Source organism: Lederbergia citrisecunda (genome assembly GCF_018343695.1).
GTDB classification, from domain to species: Bacteria; Bacillota; Bacilli; order Bacillales; family Bacillaceae_C; genus Lederbergia; species Lederbergia citrisecunda.
In genome coordinates, this window is record NZ_JAGYPJ010000001.1 from 4062933 (window position 1) to 4083115 (window position 20183).

A 20183-nucleotide genomic window follows, 5' to 3' on the forward strand; every position below is an offset into this window, starting at 1 on the left:
AATCACGACTGATAAAAGAGCTTGGGACCCCAAGCTCTTTTTCCACGACAATTAATGAAGTTTTAATTTATTTTCAACTTCCTGACAGACTTCTTCTGCGGACATACCATTTGCATCAATGATCGACCCTTCTATGGAAATGTTTTGGATTCCCATAAAATTTGAATCGAGACCTGATACGACACAACAATCTACATTTTTAATATCAGATTCGTTATGGACTGTAATTACTTCGTACCCTTTTTCTTGAAGTGCTTGTTGTACATTTGTTAATGCTGGCTCGATACCGATTTTTGCCACAATGCACACCTCCCTTTCCAACCTAGTTTTCCTGTTTATAATGGAAATATTCACCCGTCAATGTCTCGCTTATTGTAAAAAATAAAACCTAAACTAGACATCACTATCGCAATGAATGTCAATATTGAAACAATCATAAAGTCCATGTCTTCAACGGGAAGTTGTGGAATGAGGCCGTATGGTGATAGATTGCTCATCCAATCTGGGAATTGAAGCAATCTGCCTAAATAAACAACAATGAATGAGTAAAGCAAGTAAATCCAAGCGAGTCCGGAAAACCTAGGGGCCAATCCGAGAAACAAAACCGCTAAGCCAATCATTGTCCACATCGCTGGAAGATAGGCGATGGCAGCACCATAAATAGTACTAAAGGAAATCCCATCATCCATTACGGCTGCACCCGCAGACCATAATCCAATGGCAGCCATTGATAGAGTGAGAAAACCAATTCCAAACGATACGATTACATAACTAGTCAAAAGTCTCGAACGTGAAACAGCTCTACTTAACAAGTGCTCAGTTCGATTTTTTCCTTCCTCTCCTTTTAACTTTAAGATTGCCATTAATGCTGGAATCGTACTAATCATCGCCAATATGGACATTAGCATCGAAATAAATTGCTCCGTCAGAGAATAACCTTCTACGGATGTTAAAATTTCTTCCATCATTTCAACATTTTTTAAAAATGACTCTAGATCACCTAATACAGATCCATAAGATGCCCCTAAGATAAACATTCCAATTGCCCAGGAGATGATTCCTGTTCGTTGCAATCGAATGTTCAGACCAAGTGAACTTTGTAAAAGTACGGACGCATGACTCTTTCCGGGTTTGGATGGTAAAAATCCTGCACCTAAATCACGAATCGCATTTAAATAGTAAGCAAGAATAAATAAAACAATTGATACTCCGACAGTAAGGAATATCGGCAACCAATAATTGTTGACGTACACTTCCGAACTTAATATCCAGCCTAGTGGAGAAAACCATGACATGGTTTCGTTACTTACATCGCCGATTGCTCGGATCAAATAAGAAACACCTAATACGACAAAGCTAAGTCCAATCGTACCGCGTGAGTTTTCCGCTAGCTGAGCAAACACGACTGTAATACCTGTGAAGAAGATCCCTGTTGCACCTAATGCGGCTCCATATAAAAGGGAACCATTCAAGTCCATACTTTCAATTCTTAAAGCATACAATCCGAATCCGATTAAAAGTGCTAATAGCACATTCGTACCAACTAAAACTAAAATAGTAGCACTTAAATTGGACAATCGGCCAACAGGCAACGAGCGAATTAATTCGATCAGCCCTTCTTCCTCATCTGCTCGTGTATGACGGGCCACGAGTAAAATGCTCATAAGACCTACAATAATAGCAGTAAATAGCAGCATTTGATGTGCCATCATTGCTCCAATTGTATAGTGATCCAGTCCATAGCCTTTACCTACCATTGCAGTCATGGCAGGATTCCGCATTGTTTCAGCAATTGCCTGTCTATCCAAATTTGTTGCATATAAATCTTTAAAAGCAAAGGCAACCAAAAAAGTTATAGAAGCTAAAGAAATAAGCCAAATAGGAATTCGTATACGATCTCTCCGAATGATAAAGCGTGTAATGCCGCCAGTCTGATTATAGAGCTTATGGGCCATTAAGCTTCACCTCGAGACCCTTCGTAATGGCGCAGAAATAAATCTTCCAATGTTGGCGGTGTGCTTTCTAATTTTACGATCCCGAACTGACTGATATATTTCATGACACTGTCCAATTCTTCCGAATCTACTTGGAATGAAAGGAACTGTTCTTTTCGAACAATATCGTGAACACCTTTTAGTTCATGAAGAGTTGTCATGATCTGTTTCGTTTCAACGATAAGATTTAGTCTCGTTAAATGGCGTAATTCATTTAAGGACCCTGTTTCAATTATTTTTCCTTCCCGAATGATCCCAACTCTGTCACACAACTTTTCGACCTCAGATAAAATATGACTCGAAAGCAGCACGCTTTTTCCGGCTTTTTTGGCATCCATCACACATTCTTGAAAAACTTTTTCCATTAATGGATCGAGGCCAGATGTTGGCTCATCTAGAATGTATAGGTCTGCATCCGAAGAAAAAGCAGACACCAATGCAACCTTCTGTCTATTTCCTTTCGAATAAGTTCGGCACTTCTTCGTAGGATCTAAATCAAATTGTTGTATTAGTTCTTCGCGTCGATTCTTATGATTTGAGCCTCGAAGTTTTACAAATAAATCGATTACTTCTCCGCCTGTTAAATTTGGCCACAAATTGACGTCTCCAGGAACATAAGCAATACGTTTGTGAATCTCAACAGCATCTTTCCATGCATCAAAACCGAAAATCTTGGCTGCACCTTCCGTCGCTTTTAAAATTCCGAGCAGCACACGGATCGTTGTAGATTTTCCAGCGCCATTTGGACCTATGAACCCAAAAATTTCACCTTCATTCACCTCTATATTAACTCCGTCTAATGCAGTAAAATTTCCAAATCGTTTTGTTAAGTTGGATGTTTCTAATATGTTCAATCCACTCACCACTCCCATAAGTTTTGAAATATTTTACTTTATATAGTTCATAATATATATAAAATGATTCTGTTTCAATATATTTATGAAATATATTAATTGTTTTATTACAAAACTTTCATTAAACTTAAAGGGAGGTGAAAAAAATGGATGGATTTATACGCCGTAAAGAAATGAAAAAAGCAGATATTTTAAGTGCAGCATTAGCATTATTTATGGAATTTGGCGTTCAAAAAGTATCCATAGCGGAAATCGCGAGGAAAGCCAGTGTATCTCAAGTGACGATCTATAATTACTTTGAGAGCAAGGATAATTTAGTTCATGAGGTCATCGTTTTTTACATAGATAAAGAGTGGTGTGAATACGAACAATTACTTAAGAGCAATCTTAAATTTCCTGAAAAAATTAAAAGGATTATTTTCAACAAGAAGGAAGCGGCTAGCAATATTCATGAGGACTTTTATCAGTATTTTATGAAGGAATATGCAGAGGGAATGAGCTATATGGAGAATCTTTATGCGGAAAAAGCCTTTCCTCGTTTTATTGATTTGTTTAATGAAGGGAAAGAACATGGTTACATTGATCCTGCATTATCAAATGAAGTCATATTATTTTATATTCAAATGATGATGGAATATATGCAGCGTGAGGATGTTTATCAAAAGGTCCTGCCAATGACGGAAGATTTAATGAAGCTTTTATTTTATGGGATTATGGGCAAAAGAGGGGATGAATGAAATAGGATACGGTAAAAGATTCCGTATCCTGGATAGAAAGTCATGTAAAATATTCCTGTTTCGCTTCTGGAAAATATTTTTTCAAATAACCGCCGAGTGTATCTTTAATATCAGCTTGTTCCTCATCCTTATACACATATTTACCTATCCCATATTTTCCCCATTTATATTTCCTCTTTGCCTCGTCAAGTTCGAGCTTGGTCATGGGGTAGTTTTTTTGGATCACTCGTTTAGCTGGCATCGTAAAGCGATGTTGAATTAATTCAAATGTTAAATTCTTTTTAGCAAAGCTTGGTAGCTCTGCTTCAAGCTTTTGAAACATTTCTTCATATCCTTTTTTCCAACCGTCGTGCAAATAAATAGGGGCTACAATAAAGCCTAGAGGGTAGCCAGCATTCGCTATTTTTATTGCTCCTTCAATCCTTTCATTTAATCGAGATGTTCCTGGTTCAAAATACTTAATAATATAATCATCGTTAATGCTAAAGCGAAACCGGGTTCGACCATTATGTTTGGCATCAAGCAGATGGTCGACATGGGCAAACTTCGTAACAAACCGTAATTTTCCAAATTCCGATCGACCGAAATATTCAATTGCTTTTTTTAACGTGTGCGTCAAATGATCAACACCAACAATATCTGACGTACAGGATGCTTCGAACCTTGTTTCCTCTGGTGCACGTTCTTGCATATAGTTTTCTGCCGCTTCAAGGATTTCATCGACATTTACATACGTTCGAATATATGGCTTACTTCCCATCGTCGTTTGCAAATAACAATAATGACAATGCCCCATACAACCAGTCGCAAAAGGAATCGCATATTCAGCAGATGGCTTCGACGTATCAAATTTCAACGTTTTTCTCACACCAACAACAAGCGTAGATTTGGCAATTCTGTATTTTTGAAAATGGTTTTCACCAGGTAAATTGCGGATCTGATTATGAGATGTCGTTTGTCTCGTTTCAATTCCCATTTCATTAAATTTATCTACTAATGTCTTTCCAAGTGGATATTCAAGAGCACCCGGTTCAAAATAGACCAATTGGGGGATAAATGGTTTAACCATAATACTCCTCAATATCAGCAGAACCAAATGCTTCGAAATAAGCTTGTTCTGCCTCTTCCTTTGATTGATAAATGGCTAAATCTTCGGAAATGGGGTAATACGTCTCGTATAGAAAAAGTGCTAATTGATTCGGAGAATCGGGAGCTTGAACGACAGCGGCTTCTTGAATATTTGCAACGTCCTGTGTATGAGGATTACGATAAATGACATATACAATTTGACCTGGGTTGAAATTAATTAGCATATGATCGTCCTACTTCCTAATAAGTAATAATTGAATGTGTTAATACTATGCATAAAATCATCAACTTTATTCACTCATCCAAAGACTACAAATTTTTCACTAAATTTAAAAAATATAACTTTAATATTAGGTGATATTCTATAATGATAAATAGGAGAGGTGGGAATACATAATGTTTAGCAATTATGGAAAACTTTGTACGGAGTTTTACGATTTTACAAAGCCCGTTGGAATGTCGATAGATGGAGATATCGAATATTACTTAGATCGGTTAAAACATGTTCATGGAAGAATCTTGGAAGCGGGAGTAGGGTCAGGGAGATTTTTGATTCCACTTTTGGAAAAAGGATTTGTTGTAGATGGCCTAGACTATTCTGCAGATATGTTAAAGTCTTGCAAAGAGCGTTGTGAAAATAGAGGTTTCCATCCCGAGTTATATGAAGGTTTGCTTGAGGACTTTCATTTGCCTTATAAGTACGAAGCGATTATTATGCCGACAGGCACTTTTGGTTTACTAGAAACAAGGGGAGCTGCGCTAAATGCATTAACATGTTTTAAAAATCACTTGCAACCTGGCGGCCGAATTATTATTGACCTAGGATTACCTAATGATTTTAAAGTAGGGGATATATCTAATAGTGTCATTTCTTTTCCTAATGGTGAAGGAATCACGCTTGAAGGTAGATCAATTGAACTTGATTGGGTTCAGCAAAGAACCGTAACACATCTTAGGTATGAAAAATGGAAAGACGGAAAGCTAATAGATACAGAGCTCCAAAGATTAGTATTGAGTTGGTATGGAATTGAAGAATTTAAACTGATTTTAAGTGATATTGGATTTACAAACGTTTCCGTTTCATCTGGGTATACATATGAAAAGAACCCAACCAGTGCAAATGAAATCATTACGTTTGAAGGAGAAGTAGATTAAAAGAGTAAGATTCCTAATACGCACTATGGTAGTTTTTAACAGGCTGTTACTTATCTGAAAACGTACTGTTTTTTGGATTTGTTTCTCAATTTTAATTGTTAAGCTAAGGTGCTTAGGGGGTGTGAAGGTGATTAAGAAAAAGAAAGTTCTTCTTTTATACGCAGGTATTTTAGTTGCTGTATTCATCTTCATCCCGCTGTTCGGGAATCCTCTTAGTGCATTATTTTAATAAAAGGAATTTTTTACCAATATATTATATACTAGTCTTTTTTATGCTTTAGGAAAATAATCTTTTCACTTATTTTTACTGAACAGTTCATAAATGTCTGATCATATATGTAAAGCACCGCTTAATATCAACTAATTATTTATAGGGTTGAGAAAGCAACAATTACCGGAAAAACGCAAAATCAGGTGGGAAAATTATTTGCCTTATTCCACCTGATTTTAATTTTTCTGAGCTTATTGTGTTGTGTATGAATATTTGATGATTGTTTTTTCATCAAGTGGGTCATTATTCGAAAATAGATCAGGGATGTCCTGTAGCATTTCTAGTAATACTTCGGTAGTTTTACCTGCATCACATACCCTTGTTTCCGCATTTCCGAAATTCCCTTTAGTCATTGCTTTGCGACGTAACAGAATGTCATCAACCTTCCAAAAATAATCGGACCAAGTTTCACCACAATGCCTTTGAGATGGAACATCAATGATACGGCCATCCATCATAATCGTTTGAAGGGGCTTGTGCATGTCGGTCAACCTGCCGGGAATATTGGCCCATTCTTCAATTCCGTGGATAAATGTATTTTTTGTCAAATCAACCCCAACTAGCAAGATTTGAGCATTCCGGTCTAGCAACCTGCCCCATGCTGATTCACGTGCACAAGGGGTGGTGCAATATTCGTCTCCTGATGTGAAAGCTTCAGCATCTTTTCCAAAGGCAGCAACAGAATGGGTAGGATGCGCAGAACGAAGAACATTCGGTCTTTTTCGGAATAATTCCGTTAATATGCCTACACAGGAAGGAGAGTCCGTTACTGAAAAAATTGGATTTCCCGTATTAATATATGACCAACTATGAGTCGGAAAAACGAGAAGGCCGTCATTCATATATTCCTGAAAGGCATCCAAAACAGTATCCGCTCTTCCCGCAACAGGACCAATTTTTTTATAAGAAGAGTGGACTATTAATGTTCCCTCCGGATTAATTCCTAGATTATACAAATCTTCTATCAAGCTTTCTTTCGTATGCATTTCTGATGTCCTTTCTAATCTTTCTCATCTTGATTGGAGGTCTTATATTTACAAAACATCCGATTTCATTTCGATTGAAAGTCGCTCCTCGCTTCCTGCAGCAGTAAGGTAGATTTTCCTTTCATTCGGAATATAAGAGACTGTGTAAAGTGTACCAAAAAATTGATCATAATTCGTATAAAATAAAGGAGAGTCCGCTTTGCTGAACCAATCGTGAAGCTCCTTTACAGTTTGGGAGGAGGTAGCTTTTTCTAATACTGCTAAACGGTCATCTGATGAGCCTACCCATTTTCGGTTGTACCCCTCCATTTTACTCGTCTGGAATTTGTTTACGCAGGCAAGCTCGTTTGGACGCGTTAAGATTTGAACATCTTCAGGTGAAGCTTCGACGACAGCAAAGTTTCCTTTTCCATCTAGCAGAGAGTAATTATAGCAAGCAGCATGAGGTAATTCTTTCAATAATTGAATAGCCTCATCCACATCTTTGCACATTTCTAAAACAATTCTCACGATCGTGCTGCATACAAAGCCTTTTTTATAAAATTCATTGTTGACAAAATGTAAACCAACGACTAATCCTGAACGATTCATTCCGTCCAATCGACCGACTAGAAATTGGGCATTACCGTAAACTGTATCGTTCTTAATAAATAAGCCATCATAGACCCTTGGACTGAAATCATAATTCCTCACATAAAAATCGCTTGTAATGAAACTAGTACATCCTAATTCTGCAAGCTGTGGCATGTCGTATCCGGCAAGAAAACGAAGGATGTCAGCTTCCGGAAATCCAGAGCCATCGATAATGCCCTGCAGTTCCTCAAGAAGGGGAGGACAATAAATATTCAAAACCTCTTTTATTTCCTCCGCATTTTGTTGCAATTGATATGCTTTTTGTAACTCCTTGAATTGAGCTTGTATCGCTATAGAGTTTTTTACCATGGCACCTATAGCAAGGCCACTTTCGTAATAATTACCAGAAATCACTACTTGTTGGATAGATAACACATGACCACTCCTTTACGTAGAGATTATATGAATTGTAGAAATACTTTATCATATATGAATAGAAAAAAAAGGACTTCATTTGCTCAATGAAGTCCGAGTAATTTTTATTTTGAGAAGCGCTCTTTTACAAAGCCAATGATTGCAGGTAAAACAGATATAAAGATGATAAGCAAAATAACCGTGGAGAAGTTATTTTTGATGATTTTGATATTACCGAAGAAATACCCGGCGATTGTACAAAGCAACACCCAAATCGCACCGCCGATAATATTATAGGTGATAAAATAACGATAGTTCATTCGGCTTGCTCCTGCTACGAATGGAGCAAATGTACGAATAAATGGCATAAAACGAGCGAATATAATGGTTTTACCACCGTGCTTCTTAAAGAATTCCTCTGCTTTTTCCATTTTTTCTTTGTTGATCATCTTGCCGATCCAGCTATTTGATGGAATCGATGTTCCAATTTTTTTTCCAATATGATAATTGACGGTATCTCCAATTACTGCCGCGCTAAAAAAGACAATCAACAGTAAAACGATATTGAATGCACCGACTGCCGCAAAAGCCCCACTCGCAAACAATAAAGAATCTCCAGGTAAAAATGGAAAGACTACGACACCTGTTTCAACAAAGACAATTAAAAATAAAATCGCATAGGACCATATATCAAATATTTGAATGATGTCGATTAAATGTTCATCAATATGTAAAATGAAACTAATTAAACTTTTAATAATATTCACGATTCCAAATCCTTTTTAAGTATTTAGTAGAAAGGTACACAACACATTATCGCCTTTTTACGAATATACCGCAAGTGCTACAATAGAGTGAGGGGACGAAATCATGCTTTCAGCTTATCTTGCTAAGAAAATTATTGATGAAGTTATGAAGTTGTTTGATAAAGATATTATCATTGTCGATGAAGATGGCATTATTATGGCCAGTTCTGATGAACAAAGGGTCGGAAAGTTCCATGAAGGTGCTTTAATAAGCGTTCAGGAAAAAAGAAAGGTTATCATTAAAAAAGAAGATGAAGCCACTTTACAAGGTGTGAAAGCTGGAGTGAATTTACCAATCTTTTTCCTAGATAGAGTGATTGGTGTTATTGGCATAACTGGTGAACCAGAACTAATCTTTCCTTATGGTGAGTTGTTAAAAAAGATGACGGAGCTACTTATACAGGAAAACTATTATTCGGAACAAAAGCAATGGCGCTCTAGAATGATAGAGTCATTTGTGTATGATTGGATTCAGCGGAAGGATTGGTCACCAGAGTTCATTGAGTTTGCAAAAATTCTCAATATTAATCTTCAACTAGATAGAAGACTCGTATTAATTCAGTTAAACGAGCAGCCCGAATTTATCATAAAAGGAATGAGTGAACTTACGTATATTTGGGATGATTCTAGTGAAGATTTATTCATTCCTTGGGGAAATAACCGTCTTCTCTTCATTCATCACGATAAAAAAGATAATGTGAGGCATATGGTAGAAAGGCTGAAACAGTTAAAATTGTATATTACGTCGACTTGGAACACAGATGTATCTATCGGTGTCAGCCAGCCAGTGGTAAGCTCACAGATGGCAAATGGATATGAACAGGCAGAACGCGCATTAAAAGTGGCATTAAAAACGAACGACATTGTATGTGAAGAAGACCTGCGCTTGGAACTATGTTTAGAGGAAATTAGTCCAGCTTCGTGCGAGAAGTTCACGGAGCGAATTTTACAAGGTGTCATTCATAATGAAGAGTTACTTGAAACTTTTTATATGTATTTTGAGAAAAACATGTCTATCAAACTTACAGCTGAGGCTCTACATATACATATTAATACACTGCATTATCGGATTAAAAAATTGGAAAACATCACTGGCCTAGATTTGAAAAAGGTTCCAGATATCGTCAATCTCTATTTAGCTCTCCGTTTTTTGTATGAACATCCAAAAAAACAATGAAATTATCTATTGGATTTTACATTTTTGCACATAGAATTGTATGTAACAATCTTATAAGATAAATAGAAAGCTTGAAAAGGGTGTGAAAGAATGATTACGGATCAAATAAAGGAGAGGCTATCCTCGATTGTAGGAGAAGAAAATGTAATCGCTTCACAAGCTGGTCGCCTAGTATATTCATATGACGCTACACCAAATTATCAGTCAATGCCTGATTTGGTAGTTGCACCGCGCAATATAGAAGAAATAGCTGAAATTGTAAACGTTTGCCGATATGAGAAGATTCCAATCATTCCGCGTGGATCAGGGACTAATTTATGTGCAGGAACGGTCCCAACTGAGGGTGGGATTGTTCTTTTATTCAAACATATGAACAAAATCCTCGAAATTGATGAGGAAAATTTAACGGTAACCGTTCAACCAGGTGTGATTACGCAAGATATGATACGGGAAGTAGAAAAGCGAGGACTATTCTATCCACCCGATCCGAGTTCAATGAAAATATCAACCATTGGCGGCAATATTAATGAGAACTCAGGTGGCTTACGTGGCTTAAAGTACGGAGTAACGGCTGATTATGTCATGGCTCTAGAAGCTGTGTTACCGAACGGGGATATTATTCGAACCGGTGGAAAACTGGCCAAAGATGTGGCGGGCTATAATTTGACCCAGCTTCTTGTTGGCTCGGAAGGAACCCTAGCCATTATAACAGAAGCGACATTGAAACTCATTCCGATTCCGGAAACGAAACAGACAATGCTTGCACTTTATCAAAATATGGATGCAGCAGCGCGATCTGTTTCGGAAATTATTTCATCAAAAATTATTCCAGCAACACTAGAGTTCCTAGATCAACCAACATTAAAAGCAGTTGAAGATTTTGCGAAAATAGGCCTTCCAACTGATGTGGAGGCGGTCCTTTTAATTGAGCAAGACGGACCACATGAGATTGTGGAGCGGGATATGAAAAAAATGGCGGATATTTGCACAAAAGAAGGAGCTGTTTCAGTAAAAATTGCAGAAACAGAAGTAGAGGCCCTAGCCTTAACAGAAGCTCGCAGGTCGGCTCTTTCTGCATTGGCAAGATTAAAACCGACGACCATTCTTGAAGATGCAACCGTTCCACGCTCGGAAATCGCTAATATGGTAAAAGCCATTAATGAAATTGCCGAAAAGCACAATGTCACGATCTGTACGTTCGGTCATGCGGGTGATGGTAATTTGCACCCTACCTGTCCAACAGATGTTAGGGATAAAGAGGAAATGAAACGGGTGGATGCTGCATTTGCAGATATTTTTGCGAAAGCCATTGAACTTGGCGGGACCATTACAGGGGAACATGGAGTCGGGATGATGAAGGCTCCATTTTTGGAATGGAAGCTCGGTACAGAAGGAATTTTGATCATGAGGGCAATCAAGCAATCATTTGACCCTCATAACATTATGAATCCAGGGAAAATTTTTGCAAAAGAAACACGGAAACGGCTGGTGGTAAGCCGATGATTGAAATGACGAAAAGGGAAAAAGCGATTCAGGAAGCATTTAAAGAAAGAATGGATGAAACGGAACTGCTAAACTGTATGCGCTGCGGTTTTTGCCTACCAGCTTGCCCAACTTATATTGAAACCGGATTTGATGAGACTCACTCACCGCGTGGGCGAATTGCTTTGATGAAAGCCGTTCATGATGGCTTGATTTCTCCAGATGATGATGTGGAAAGATCGCTAAATCTTTGTCTCGGCTGTCGTGCGTGTGAGCCGGTTTGCCCGGCAGGTGTCCAATACGGACATTTGCTTGAAGATGCAAGAGATATATTTAATGAGTATAATCGTCATTCCCTTCCGATAAAAATGGTGCGCAAAACGATATTTGAAGGATTATTTCCACATCAGAATCGGATGGCAAATGCTATTGGCTTGCTTAGTTTTTATCAGCGGAGTGGTTTACAAAAGGCAACTCGAAAAATAGGCTTTATAAAGCTTTTTCCTAAACATCTCAGGCAAATGGAAAAGGCCTTACCTGACGTGCCTTCGCGAAAAACGATGAAAAATAGACCTACGAATCTATCAGCAAATACGTATCAATTTAAAGCAAAAGTGGCCTTCTTTCGCGGATGTTTAATGGATACGATGTTTATGGATACGAATGATGCTACCTTAAAGCTTCTACAAAAGGCAGGATGTGAAATCGTTATTCCCGAGGGGCAGAATTGCTGTGGGGCTTTGCATGGGCATAGTGGAGAAATGGATAAAGCGAAGGAACTAGCTAAGCGGAATATTGATGCATTTGAGAATACTGATGCAGATTACATTATTGTGAATGCGGGTGGTTGTGGTGCTTTTTTAATCGATTATGATCACTTGCTGAAGGATGATCCCGAGTATGCTGGCCGCGCAAAAGAGTTCGCAGCAAAAATGAAGGATATATCACAAATATTATATGAGCTGGATTTTCATAAACAAGTTCCACTTTCTCTTAAAAATCAAATTGTTACGTATCAGGACTCCTGCCATCTACGCAATGTCATGAAAACATTTTTACCACCACGGGCCCTCATTTCCGCTATCCAAGGGGCAAATTTTAGAGAAATGGAAAAAGCCGATAGCTGCTGTGGCTCAGCGGGGATTTATAATATTATAGAATCCGAGATGTCGATGAAAATTTTGGATCATAAAATGGAAAAAGTGGCAGAAACAGAAGCCCACACAATTGTAACAGCCAATCCCGGATGCCTGCTTCAAATGAAGCTTGGGATCGAAAGAGAAGGGCTATCAGATAGAGTCCGCGCGATCCATATTGTAGATTTGTTGTTAGAGGCATGTGATTAATAATAAAAAAACAAGGAGGAAAACATGGATAATCATTTATTTCTTTTCGGTGGCGGCCCTCCTTTCACTATGAACATGGCAGAATTATTTGCAAATAAAACTTCCCATCCGGAAGGTCCGATCTCCATTTTATTTGTTGAAAGAGATGGCTGGGAGGATTATATGCCTGTTTATACAGGAGAATTAGAAAAATTGGGTATTAGTGAATTTTACTATTTGCCACTTCCGGCTACACCCATTGAACAAGTAATCGATTGTCTCTCTAAAAGTGCAGGGATCATGATTGGAGGCGGAGATACGAATTTATATGCAGATTATATCGTTGAAACGGACATTTCTAATGTCATAAAAGATCGATATGAACAAGGTATCCCAGTCGCAGGTTTTTCAGCAGGTGCATTAATAAGTCCGAAGCTGTGCGTTATTTCCCCAAAAGATAATGTGCAAAATGAATTTCAACATCGAAGAGGATTAGGATTAATATCAGATGTATTAATTGCGGTCCATTTTTCGCAATGGAATGAGGAACATCATTTAAGAAATGCCGCTAGTCATTTTAGTGATCATGAGTATTACGGTATTGACGAAAATACATGTGCCTATTTCTTAAACGGAAATCTTGAAGCTATGGAAGGTGAAGGAGTTTATCGTTTGGAGAATGAAATGATAAAAAAGATAAATTAAAAAGGTTTATTGGAGAAAATAACCAGTCGAGAGGATACAACTGGTTATTTTTTTGTGATTGTCGATAACTTATCTTTTATCATTTCATACGCAGCTCTATCTTCTTTTTTAGCAAAAAATCTCAATGCATCTATCCCTTTAAACAACATTCCGCATAATAACCTCTCATGAAAATGGGGAATTTCCTCACCGTTTTTTCTCCACGCTTCGTAAAAGGTTTGAGGGATTTCGAGCTGAGGAGCCCAAAAGTGTAAATTAGCGATATCGAACATAAAGTCCCCATACGTTGCCATTTCCCAATCGACAATGGCGGTAATATCCTTGCCATCCGAAATAATATTACCTAAATGAAAATCTCCATGGACGAGATATTTTTCGTTAGGAGCATATGATGACAATTCCAACATCATATCGTAATAATAATCAAAAATCTCTTTTTCTAAGAAACTCTGATCAAAGAGTGTATACCAATCCTTCCAAAACCCATCCTGTTCTTTCTGAAAAAAAGATTCAATGTATTGTTGCCATGTATTAAAAGAACCTTCTCCATCATGGTTTATTGCCCCATGTTTTCCGGATGAATCGATTGGAATTTCAGTAATCTTTTTAAATTCAGTAGCTAGTGCAGGCAAAACCTTTTTAATTTCATTTTCAGGGTACGCGACCAAAGATTGTCCAAGAGCTTTTTCCGATATTGAAAAAAATACATCATTTATATTACCGTTTCTTTCAATTCGTGGGATCGGGATTCCGAGCTTGGAAAGATTTTTATACAAATACTCGTCTTTTAAAAATCTTTCACCAGCACGATTAAAATGAATGACAAATGCTTTGCCTTGATAGTTATAACTAAAGACTTTGCTCAGCTCTCCGAAGGTAATTGCTTGAACATTCGAGACTGAATCATTCATTATGTTTTGGATAATCGTAATTGCTGTATTCAAATCCATGTCTAATTTAAACGATTTCATTATTCTATCCACCTTCCTTCCCCTAATTATACCAATTGTGGAATCTGTAATGACAATAAATATTTATGAAAAAGTACTTCATCATGCATAGTAATATGTGTTACAATGCAAAATGAAGGAGGGTTTGTATGAATAATGCTACTCCCATAAGCAGCGATCTGATTCGTGGTCATATTGATACGATCATTTTGCGCGTTTTATCTGAAGGGGATAATTACGGATATGAAATCATTAAAAGTATTTTTGACCAAAGTAAAGGAAAATTTGAATTGAAGGAACCGTCCCTTTATACAAGCTTGAAGAGATTAGAGAAGCAGAAATATATCTCGGCTTACTGGGGGGACGAAAGTCAAGGTGGCAGACGAAAGTATTATAAAATCACGGATACTGGAAGAATGGCTTATAAAGAGGCTGTCGATTTATGGCTTGGTGCAAAGGAATTAATCGATTTATTGATTGTAAAAAGAGGTGAAAATGATGAATGAATTAAAGGTATATGTGGATCATTTATTTAGAAAATATAAGCATCATCGTAATATCAACGAACTGAAGGAAGAAATCTTAGGGAATTTAGAAGCGAAAGTATCTCATCTCCTCGCAGAAGGTGAAAATGAAACGAGTGCTATTGCAAAAGCTAAAAGCAGTATCACTAATATAGATGACCTCATTGATAGTAATATGTCCGTCAAGATCAATCAATTTTGGTTTAAAGCCTATCAGATTGCTTTTTTATATGTCATCGTGGCATGGATTATCACCATTCCATTTACGATCGTTGGTATTGGATTTTTGATGAATTTCATGTTGTTTTTAGTTGTCCTTGTTCTTCTTATTGTCTATTTGATTTTAGGAAAAATACTAAAAAGTAAAAAGGAAAAAATAAGCCAATTGAACATTGTTTCTTTTGTAAAGACAAAGAAAGTAATATGGCTACTTTGGGCTCTTTTTATTGTCGTGACATGGGGTTGTATAACTGCGATTTTGTTTGGGAGCAATATATGGTTTGCAAGACCTATTCATATTGATGGGCCATACCAATTCGGAGTATTAATTGCGAGATATGCTTTGCCATTTATTTCAATCATCATTCCACTTATTTTTACAGCTTGGGAGAAATTAATCACGCAATTTGAAGCGGGTGAATTACATGAGTAAGCTAGGGAAATGGATCGTTGTTTTATTAGTCTTTGGATTAATGTTATTTGGTATCGTGCAATTTGTAGTAATTCCGAAGCAAAACGCAGCTGCTGAGCAATATGTAATAGAACAAGAGAAGCCACTTACACATGATTTGGAGTATATTAAGCAGTACAAAAATCCTTATATGGGAAATGCGGGAAATACCACTCAACTTTTTGGTCATCTGCCATTACATGATATATTGAAAGACTTTGAACTGAAATCAGACGATTTAACGGTGATGGTAAATTATACGCAGAAAACGACAGACATTAACAATCAACTGTTAAACCAATCTCTTATCTATAATTCAACTGCCGCTTTCGCATTAATCGAAAACCTTGAAAAAATTGAATATCATTTTGTAGATGAGACTATTACAGTGGATAGAGAAAGTATTGAAAGACAATATACGAATTTTGATGAGTTAACTGAGAGTACTAAAATTTGGAATGAAAAAGTTCGAAATCCGTTAAAGGATACTAAGTATGTAGAGGATTTTATTAATGAAATTTTGCATTAAAACATGAAACAAAAAAGGGAGAATGAAGTCAATCTAGTGGTGTCTTCTACCTTCTGCTTAATAAACGCAATAGCACAAAAATACGAAACCCCTTCAACGTTAAGCTGAAGGGGAAGGAAGTATTCTAGATACTTAACTCTAAAATTATCAAAATGTATTTTCAAAACTAATACTTTCATTTAAATCTCAATTTTGACCACATCTTCGGCATTAAGTAAGTGCAACTGCTAAACCACTAAAGGAAATTGGTCCTACAACAGTAGCTTCTGTTCCACTTGTAATATTTTGAACGGTTACTTGATAAGTATGGGTACCTTGACTCACATTTGAATCTATTGCTTGAAATGTTTCAACATAGTTTACCTCCGACGTAGGATCTGATTCTACCCCTACTTGAAATCTAAAGAATTCTAATCCATCACGGAAGATCCTAAACAACAACTGAGATGTACCAGTAACCCCACGCACGCCCACGGATGAAATTAATTGTACCCGATTGTTAGTTGCATTACTTTGAGGAATAGTTAAACGAATAGTTGCTAATACAACTCTAATAGGAGATTGAGGGATAGCGATATTAACTGAATTAGCCCTACGAGAGGGTTGTGTTGCTTGGTAATCTATAATACTAACCATTACAGCCACCTCCTTAATTTTATACTTTAAAATACGTTATTAAGAAGAAATGGCTTGGATAATATAATTATAATGATAGGTAAAAGGTGTCGAAAAATGAAAAAAAGGCTATTTTTTCTTTTGAAATGTATTTAAACAGTCTATTTTGTGGACCAATCAAGGATAAATTTAATAGGACACATAGTATTTTAAATAATAAATGTTGTATTAATCCTCAAGTACCTTATATATTTTTTTAATCCTTTTTAACTGAGGTGCCGTAAGTTCGTTTTCTCTTTTTCGTAACACGGTTAATAATTCCGCTTTATTGTCGTCTGTTACTGCAAGGATAGTGCTTTCAGAATGCTGTGGGATTTCCTTTGGTCTACAAGTCTCCAAATGTGAGAGTAAAAACGGAAAAATACGCTCAGTGTTTTGCTTGTTTACGGCTGCTAACTTTGCTAGGGTTAAGACTCCTTTATCAATAGTGATGACTGAGCCAGTTTTCATTGCAGAAAATAAAGTTTCGATATGTTCTATAATAATCTCAGATGACTCTAGTGCTATGGTAGATAGTGCAGTCATGGCTCCCCAAACTAAACGATTATTCCGACTTTTAAGAAGGTCTATGAAAATTAAGGCATACTCACTTATGAGTTCCGGTTTCAATTCTCCAATTTCATAAGCTACTTTTATACAATCTTGTTGAATCTTCTTATCCTTATTAGATAAGTTCTGAATTACTTCTTTTATGCCTTCACAATTATTTGTGTTAACTAATTCATGGGCAAGTTCAATATTTGGCTCTTCATCTTTATGATTAAGTTGTGTTGCTAACTTGTTTATTATCGTCATAATAATCCCTCTTTTAGCAAAATAATCGGATACCATAATTACTAAACACTGTTATTCTCTGTAAAAGGGATGCCAAGAAATCTCGACAGCCCTTTTGCCTTTTAATAAAAATGTCAAGCAGTGACTTTTTCAGCTGCTTCACTTGCCTCTTTTCTAAAGTAAAAGATAGCTCCCATTAATGCGACAAGTATAAATCCAAATAGTACGAGCGACCATAACGTAACAGAAATATGGAATCGATCTAATAATTCACCAGCTACTTTAGGTAGGAAAGCCCCTCCTAAACCACCCATTGCAACAAGTAGACTTGTTGTCCATTCCTCTAACCCGGCAGAATTTTCGTTAATAATCAGCAATCCAATAGAGAAAATACCGCCCATTAATAATCCTGTTAAAAAGATGGCTACGTAACTAATAATAGCTGTAGGTGATACGGCAAAAATGATTAAAGCGAAAAATTGACCGATACAGCTAATGATAAAGAGTTTAATGTAACCAATTTTATCGATAATAAACGTCATGCATAGTCTTCCAATCGTCATAGCCAACCAGAAAACCGTAATGCTTAATGCAAGGAAGGAAGCATCTAAGTTGGTTGTTTTTCCTAAAATCGTTGGTAAGTAGTTCGGCAGTACCATTTCTGTACCCACATACATAAAGAAAAAGAAAGCTCCAATAGCCAATAGAGGAATTTGTTTTCGAGGGTATCGGTTTCTACTAGTCTTCTCTTTAGTTTGTGTACGTACTTTCACCTGCTTTTTTAAAATAGGGTCTACTTCTCCAAATGAAAGAAAGAACCAACCAATTAACGTGACACTAGTTATGATGGCGACAGTTGTAAAAGAGGCATTCCACATTCCGTTCAGAATAAAAAATGCAGAAACAATCGGGATTACAAGTGCTCCAACGCCAAAAAATACTTCAGTCAGTACAAGCGTGGAAGCTTTTCTTTCTTTTAAATGTCCAACTATTAGTGCTGCGACAACGGTTTCAGCAATCCCGATGCCAGCCCCGCCAATTGGAGCGGTGAATAATAAGAAATCCCACTTTGGGACAGAGCCAAGTACAAATTGGGCAATAGCAAAACAAAGTAGTGCTAGGGAAATAGTCATTTTACGCCCAATCGCTTTTACAATCATCGGTGCAAATGATACCCCGACGAGAAATCCCAAAAACTGATTCATAATTAGCTGGCCGCCGTCTCCATAATGAATGCCATATGATTTCACCATGGGTTCAAGAACGGTACCAATGATAATATGGCCAAAACCGTTTAAAGCATAAATAACGCAAGCGAAAAATACAAATTTCTTCATATCATTCTCCTATACAATTAATTTCCAAGCTATCTTATCAGTAAAGTAGAAAAAGGTCTATAGAAGAAAATGATTAGGGAATAAAAAAGGAGTGTACGAAGGACGTATTGAAATAATATAGATGAACAAATTTATAGACGTAAAGGACGGTTAAATAATGGAATCAGTCGAGAACATGATTTTGCCAGAAGCAGTACAAAAATGGGTAGTAGATTCTATTAATTCAGAAGCTACGATTGAGTCTATTAGTCAGTTGAAGGGTGGCATTTCCTCCCTTGTTTGTATTGTTAAACTAAAAGTGAATGACGAAATAAACGATTATGTGGTCCGCTTACATTTTGCTGAAGGCTGGGCTGAAAATAATCCCGATTTAGTGATTCATGAAGCTGAGAACCTCCGTTTTACGAGGTTGAAAAACCTTCCGACTCCAGAAATCATTACGATTGAAGAGACAGGGACTCGTTTTGGTTCCTATGCTTCTATCATGTCCAAGCTTGAAGGCAAAGTTGTTCTAGAGCCCGATGATATGGATGGATGGCTAAGTGGGCTTGCTCAAGCACTTGTACAAATACACGAAGTGGAAGCAAGTCAATTTCCACGACCTTATTATACATATCAGGATCTTAATGCTTTTGAGATTCCATCATGGGTGAGTTTAACGGAAGAATGGGGAAAAGTTCTTAGTATTATAAAAGGTCCACGACCTATATTCAGAGAGTGCTTTATCCACCGGGACTATCATCCAAGCAATGTTTTATGGGAAGGAAACTCTGTAAGTGGAATTGTAGACTGGATTAACGCATGTATTGGTCCAGCAGGTATTGATGTCGGTCATTGCAGGCTCAATCTTGCTCAGTTATACGGAGTGAAAGAAGCTGACCTTTTTTTATCTTATTACCAACAGTACGCTGGACCAAATTTTGTTTATGATCCATATTGGGATTTAATTTCCCTCGTTGATATTCTTTTCTGGGAACCCGAAGTGTATCCAGGATGGACAGACTTAGGCTTTAAAGGATTAACAGCTCAATTAATCAAGGAGCGTCTGGAGTATTATATGGTAAGTTTAATCAACCGTTTTTAAAGAATTTCGACTTAATTTAACGGTTAAACAATGTACAGAAATTAGTATGTTTGTTAAAATGAATATAGCATT

Annotated in this window: 22 protein-coding genes; 10 read left to right on the forward strand and 12 right to left on the reverse strand. The window is 37.0% G+C overall.

The features are described from left to right. Window positions 1–51: 51 nt before the first annotated feature. From KHA93_RS19980 to KHA93_RS19990, 3 genes are read right to left on the reverse strand one after another with little or no spacing between them, the layout of a single operon-like run. The gene (locus tag KHA93_RS19980) at window positions 52–300 is read right to left on the reverse strand and encodes a YkuS family protein (RefSeq protein WP_213112318.1); all 249 of its coding nucleotides are present in this window, start codon (window positions 298–300) and stop codon (window positions 52–54) included. Between the two features lie 50 nt (window positions 301–350). Beyond that, the gene (locus KHA93_RS19985) at window positions 351–1955 is read right to left on the reverse strand and encodes an ABC transporter permease (protein WP_213112319.1); all 1605 of its coding nucleotides are present in this window, start codon (window positions 1953–1955) and stop codon (window positions 351–353) included. Next, window positions 1955–2848, reverse strand: coding sequence for an ABC transporter ATP-binding protein (locus KHA93_RS19990; RefSeq protein ID WP_233711234.1), 894 nt, complete (start codon window positions 2846–2848; stop codon window positions 1955–1957). The genes KHA93_RS19985 and KHA93_RS19990 overlap by 1 nt, the downstream gene beginning before the upstream one ends. 146 nt (window positions 2849–2994) lie before the next feature. On the opposite strand from KHA93_RS19990, the gene KHA93_RS19995 reads away from it, so the two are divergent. Continuing rightward, window positions 2995–3585, forward strand: a complete 591-nt coding sequence (locus tag KHA93_RS19995) for a TetR/AcrR family transcriptional regulator (protein ID WP_213112321.1) — start codon at window positions 2995–2997, stop codon at window positions 3583–3585. 40 nt (window positions 3586–3625) lie between these two features. Here KHA93_RS19995 and splB read toward each other — a convergent pair whose 3' ends face one another. After that, window positions 3626–4654 (reverse strand): spore photoproduct lyase, encoded by a 1029-nt coding sequence (splB, locus tag KHA93_RS20000; RefSeq protein WP_213112322.1) that lies wholly within the window; start codon window positions 4652–4654, stop codon window positions 3626–3628. Continuing rightward, window positions 4647–4898 carry a transcriptional regulator SplA domain-containing protein gene (locus KHA93_RS20005; protein WP_213112323.1) on the reverse strand — a complete coding sequence of 84 codons (252 nt, stop codon included), beginning with the start codon at window positions 4896–4898 and terminating at the stop codon, window positions 4647–4649. Before KHA93_RS20005 ends, splB begins: the two co-directional genes overlap by 8 nt. A 172-nt stretch (window positions 4899–5070) precedes the next feature. On the opposite strand from KHA93_RS20005, the gene KHA93_RS20010 reads away from it, so the two are divergent. Continuing rightward, complete coding sequence (locus tag KHA93_RS20010) at window positions 5071–5829, forward strand: class I SAM-dependent methyltransferase (RefSeq protein ID WP_213112324.1); 759 nt, start codon at window positions 5071–5073, stop codon at window positions 5827–5829. A gap of 462 nt (window positions 5830–6291) precedes the next feature. On the opposite strand, the gene KHA93_RS20015 is transcribed toward KHA93_RS20010, so the two are convergent. The 3 genes from KHA93_RS20015 to KHA93_RS20025 all read right to left on the reverse strand — a co-directional run bounded on the left by KHA93_RS20015 (window position 6292) and on the right by KHA93_RS20025 (window position 8840). Further along, complete coding sequence (locus tag KHA93_RS20015; protein WP_213112325.1) at window positions 6292–7086, reverse strand: AAC(3) family N-acetyltransferase; 795 nt, start codon at window positions 7084–7086, stop codon at window positions 6292–6294. A 48-nt stretch (window positions 7087–7134) separates the two neighbouring features. Next, window positions 7135–8094, reverse strand: a complete 960-nt coding sequence (locus KHA93_RS20020; protein WP_213112326.1) for a C45 family autoproteolytic acyltransferase/hydrolase — start codon at window positions 8092–8094, stop codon at window positions 7135–7137. Window positions 8095–8198: 104 nt separating this feature from the next. Then, the gene (locus tag KHA93_RS20025; RefSeq protein WP_213112327.1) at window positions 8199–8840 is read right to left on the reverse strand and encodes a DedA family protein; all 642 of its coding nucleotides are present in this window, start codon (window positions 8838–8840) and stop codon (window positions 8199–8201) included. A 103-nt stretch (window positions 8841–8943) separates the two neighbouring features. Between KHA93_RS20025 and KHA93_RS20030 the strand changes: the two genes are divergently transcribed. From KHA93_RS20030 to KHA93_RS20045, 4 genes are all read left to right on the forward strand, one after another. Continuing rightward, complete coding sequence (locus KHA93_RS20030) at window positions 8944–10056, forward strand: CdaR family transcriptional regulator (RefSeq protein WP_213112328.1); 1113 nt, start codon at window positions 8944–8946, stop codon at window positions 10054–10056. 90 nt (window positions 10057–10146) lie between these two features. After that, window positions 10147–11559, forward strand: coding sequence for a glycolate oxidase subunit GlcD (glcD, locus tag KHA93_RS20035; protein ID WP_213112329.1), 1413 nt, complete (start codon window positions 10147–10149; stop codon window positions 11557–11559). Beyond that, on the forward strand, window positions 11556–12884 hold the full coding sequence (locus KHA93_RS20040) for a (Fe-S)-binding protein (RefSeq protein WP_213112330.1): 1329 nt from the start codon (window positions 11556–11558) through the stop codon (window positions 12882–12884). Before glcD ends, KHA93_RS20040 begins: the two co-directional genes overlap by 4 nt. Window positions 12885–12908: 24 nt before the next feature. After that, window positions 12909–13568 (forward strand): Type 1 glutamine amidotransferase-like domain-containing protein, encoded by a 660-nt coding sequence (locus tag KHA93_RS20045; RefSeq protein ID WP_213112331.1) that lies wholly within the window; start codon window positions 12909–12911, stop codon window positions 13566–13568. Window positions 13569–13612: 44 nt separating this feature from the next. Here KHA93_RS20045 and KHA93_RS20050 read toward each other — a convergent pair whose 3' ends face one another. Further along, window positions 13613–14539, reverse strand: a complete 927-nt coding sequence (locus tag KHA93_RS20050) for a phosphotransferase family protein (protein WP_213112332.1) — start codon at window positions 14537–14539, stop codon at window positions 13613–13615. Window positions 14540–14667: 128 nt separating this feature from the next. On the opposite strand from KHA93_RS20050, the gene KHA93_RS20055 reads away from it, so the two are divergent. Genes KHA93_RS20055 through KHA93_RS20065 form a run of 3 tightly spaced genes read left to right on the forward strand, consistent with a single transcriptional unit; the run spans window position 14668 to window position 16241 of the window. Continuing rightward, window positions 14668–15024: a PadR family transcriptional regulator gene (locus tag KHA93_RS20055; RefSeq protein WP_213112333.1), complete on the forward strand. Its 357-nt coding sequence runs from the start codon at window positions 14668–14670 to the stop codon at window positions 15022–15024. After that, the gene (locus KHA93_RS20060) at window positions 15014–15694 is read left to right on the forward strand and encodes a hypothetical protein (protein ID WP_213112334.1); all 681 of its coding nucleotides are present in this window, start codon (window positions 15014–15016) and stop codon (window positions 15692–15694) included. The genes KHA93_RS20055 and KHA93_RS20060 overlap by 11 nt, the downstream gene beginning before the upstream one ends. Continuing rightward, the gene (locus tag KHA93_RS20065) at window positions 15687–16241 is read left to right on the forward strand and encodes a DUF4825 domain-containing protein (protein ID WP_213112335.1); all 555 of its coding nucleotides are present in this window, start codon (window positions 15687–15689) and stop codon (window positions 16239–16241) included. Before KHA93_RS20060 ends, KHA93_RS20065 begins: the two co-directional genes overlap by 8 nt. 210 nt (window positions 16242–16451) lie before the next feature. On the opposite strand, the gene KHA93_RS20070 is transcribed toward KHA93_RS20065, so the two are convergent. From KHA93_RS20070 to KHA93_RS20080, 3 genes are all read right to left on the reverse strand, one after another. Further along, window positions 16452–16877 carry an exosporium protein C gene (locus KHA93_RS20070; protein ID WP_213112336.1) on the reverse strand — a complete coding sequence of 142 codons (426 nt, stop codon included), beginning with the start codon at window positions 16875–16877 and terminating at the stop codon, window positions 16452–16454. A 207-nt stretch (window positions 16878–17084) separates the two neighbouring features. Then, entirely contained in the window at window positions 17085–17711 is a 627-nt protein-coding gene (locus tag KHA93_RS20075; RefSeq protein ID WP_233711235.1) for a hypothetical protein, read from the reverse strand. A 113-nt stretch (window positions 17712–17824) separates the two neighbouring features. Further along, window positions 17825–19027 carry an MFS transporter gene (locus tag KHA93_RS20080; protein WP_213112338.1) on the reverse strand — a complete coding sequence of 401 codons (1203 nt, stop codon included), beginning with the start codon at window positions 19025–19027 and terminating at the stop codon, window positions 17825–17827. Window positions 19028–19184: 157 nt separating this feature from the next. On the opposite strand from KHA93_RS20080, the gene KHA93_RS20085 reads away from it, so the two are divergent. Then, the gene (locus KHA93_RS20085) at window positions 19185–20111 is read left to right on the forward strand and encodes a phosphotransferase family protein (RefSeq protein ID WP_213112339.1); all 927 of its coding nucleotides are present in this window, start codon (window positions 19185–19187) and stop codon (window positions 20109–20111) included. Window positions 20112–20183: the final 72 nt, after the last annotated feature.

Bases quoted from the DNA above. Each gene is read 5' to 3' on its own strand.
- KHA93_RS20010 (WP_213112324.1), top strand. From the start codon at position 5,071: ATGTTTAGCAATTATGGAAAACTTTGTACGGAGTTTTACGATTTTACA.
- splB (WP_213112322.1), bottom strand. From the start codon at position 4,654: ATGGTTAAACCATTTATCCCCCAATTGGTCTATTTTGAACCGGGTGCT.
- KHA93_RS20015 (WP_213112325.1), bottom strand. From the start codon at position 7,086: ATGCATACGAAAGAAAGCTTGATAGAAGATTTGTATAATCTAGGAATT.
- KHA93_RS20040 (WP_213112330.1), top strand. From the start codon at position 11,556: ATGATTGAAATGACGAAAAGGGAAAAAGCGATTCAGGAAGCATTTAAA.
- KHA93_RS20065 (WP_213112335.1), top strand. From the start codon at position 15,687: ATGAGTAAGCTAGGGAAATGGATCGTTGTTTTATTAGTCTTTGGATTA.
- glcD (WP_213112329.1), top strand. From the start codon at position 10,147: ATGATTACGGATCAAATAAAGGAGAGGCTATCCTCGATTGTAGGAGAA.
- KHA93_RS20030 (WP_213112328.1), top strand. From the start codon at position 8,944: ATGCTTTCAGCTTATCTTGCTAAGAAAATTATTGATGAAGTTATGAAG.
- KHA93_RS20045 (WP_213112331.1), top strand. From the start codon at position 12,909: ATGGATAATCATTTATTTCTTTTCGGTGGCGGCCCTCCTTTCACTATG.
- KHA93_RS20080 (WP_213112338.1), bottom strand. From the start codon at position 19,027: ATGAAGAAATTTGTATTTTTCGCTTGCGTTATTTATGCTTTAAACGGT.
- KHA93_RS20060 (WP_213112334.1), top strand. From the start codon at position 15,014: ATGATGAATGAATTAAAGGTATATGTGGATCATTTATTTAGAAAATAT.
- KHA93_RS20050 (WP_213112332.1), bottom strand. From the start codon at position 14,539: ATGAAATCGTTTAAATTAGACATGGATTTGAATACAGCAATTACGATT.
- KHA93_RS20005 (WP_213112323.1), bottom strand. From the start codon at position 4,898: ATGCTAATTAATTTCAACCCAGGTCAAATTGTATATGTCATTTATCGT.
- KHA93_RS19995 (WP_213112321.1), top strand. From the start codon at position 2,995: ATGGATGGATTTATACGCCGTAAAGAAATGAAAAAAGCAGATATTTTA.
- KHA93_RS20070 (WP_213112336.1), bottom strand. From the start codon at position 16,877: ATGGTTAGTATTATAGATTACCAAGCAACACAACCCTCTCGTAGGGCT.
- KHA93_RS20085 (WP_213112339.1), top strand. From the start codon at position 19,185: ATGGAATCAGTCGAGAACATGATTTTGCCAGAAGCAGTACAAAAATGG.
- KHA93_RS19985 (WP_213112319.1), bottom strand. From the start codon at position 1,955: ATGGCCCATAAGCTCTATAATCAGACTGGCGGCATTACACGCTTTATC.
- KHA93_RS20075 (WP_233711235.1), bottom strand. From the start codon at position 17,711: ATGACGATAATAAACAAGTTAGCAACACAACTTAATCATAAAGATGAA.
- KHA93_RS20055 (WP_213112333.1), top strand. From the start codon at position 14,668: ATGAATAATGCTACTCCCATAAGCAGCGATCTGATTCGTGGTCATATT.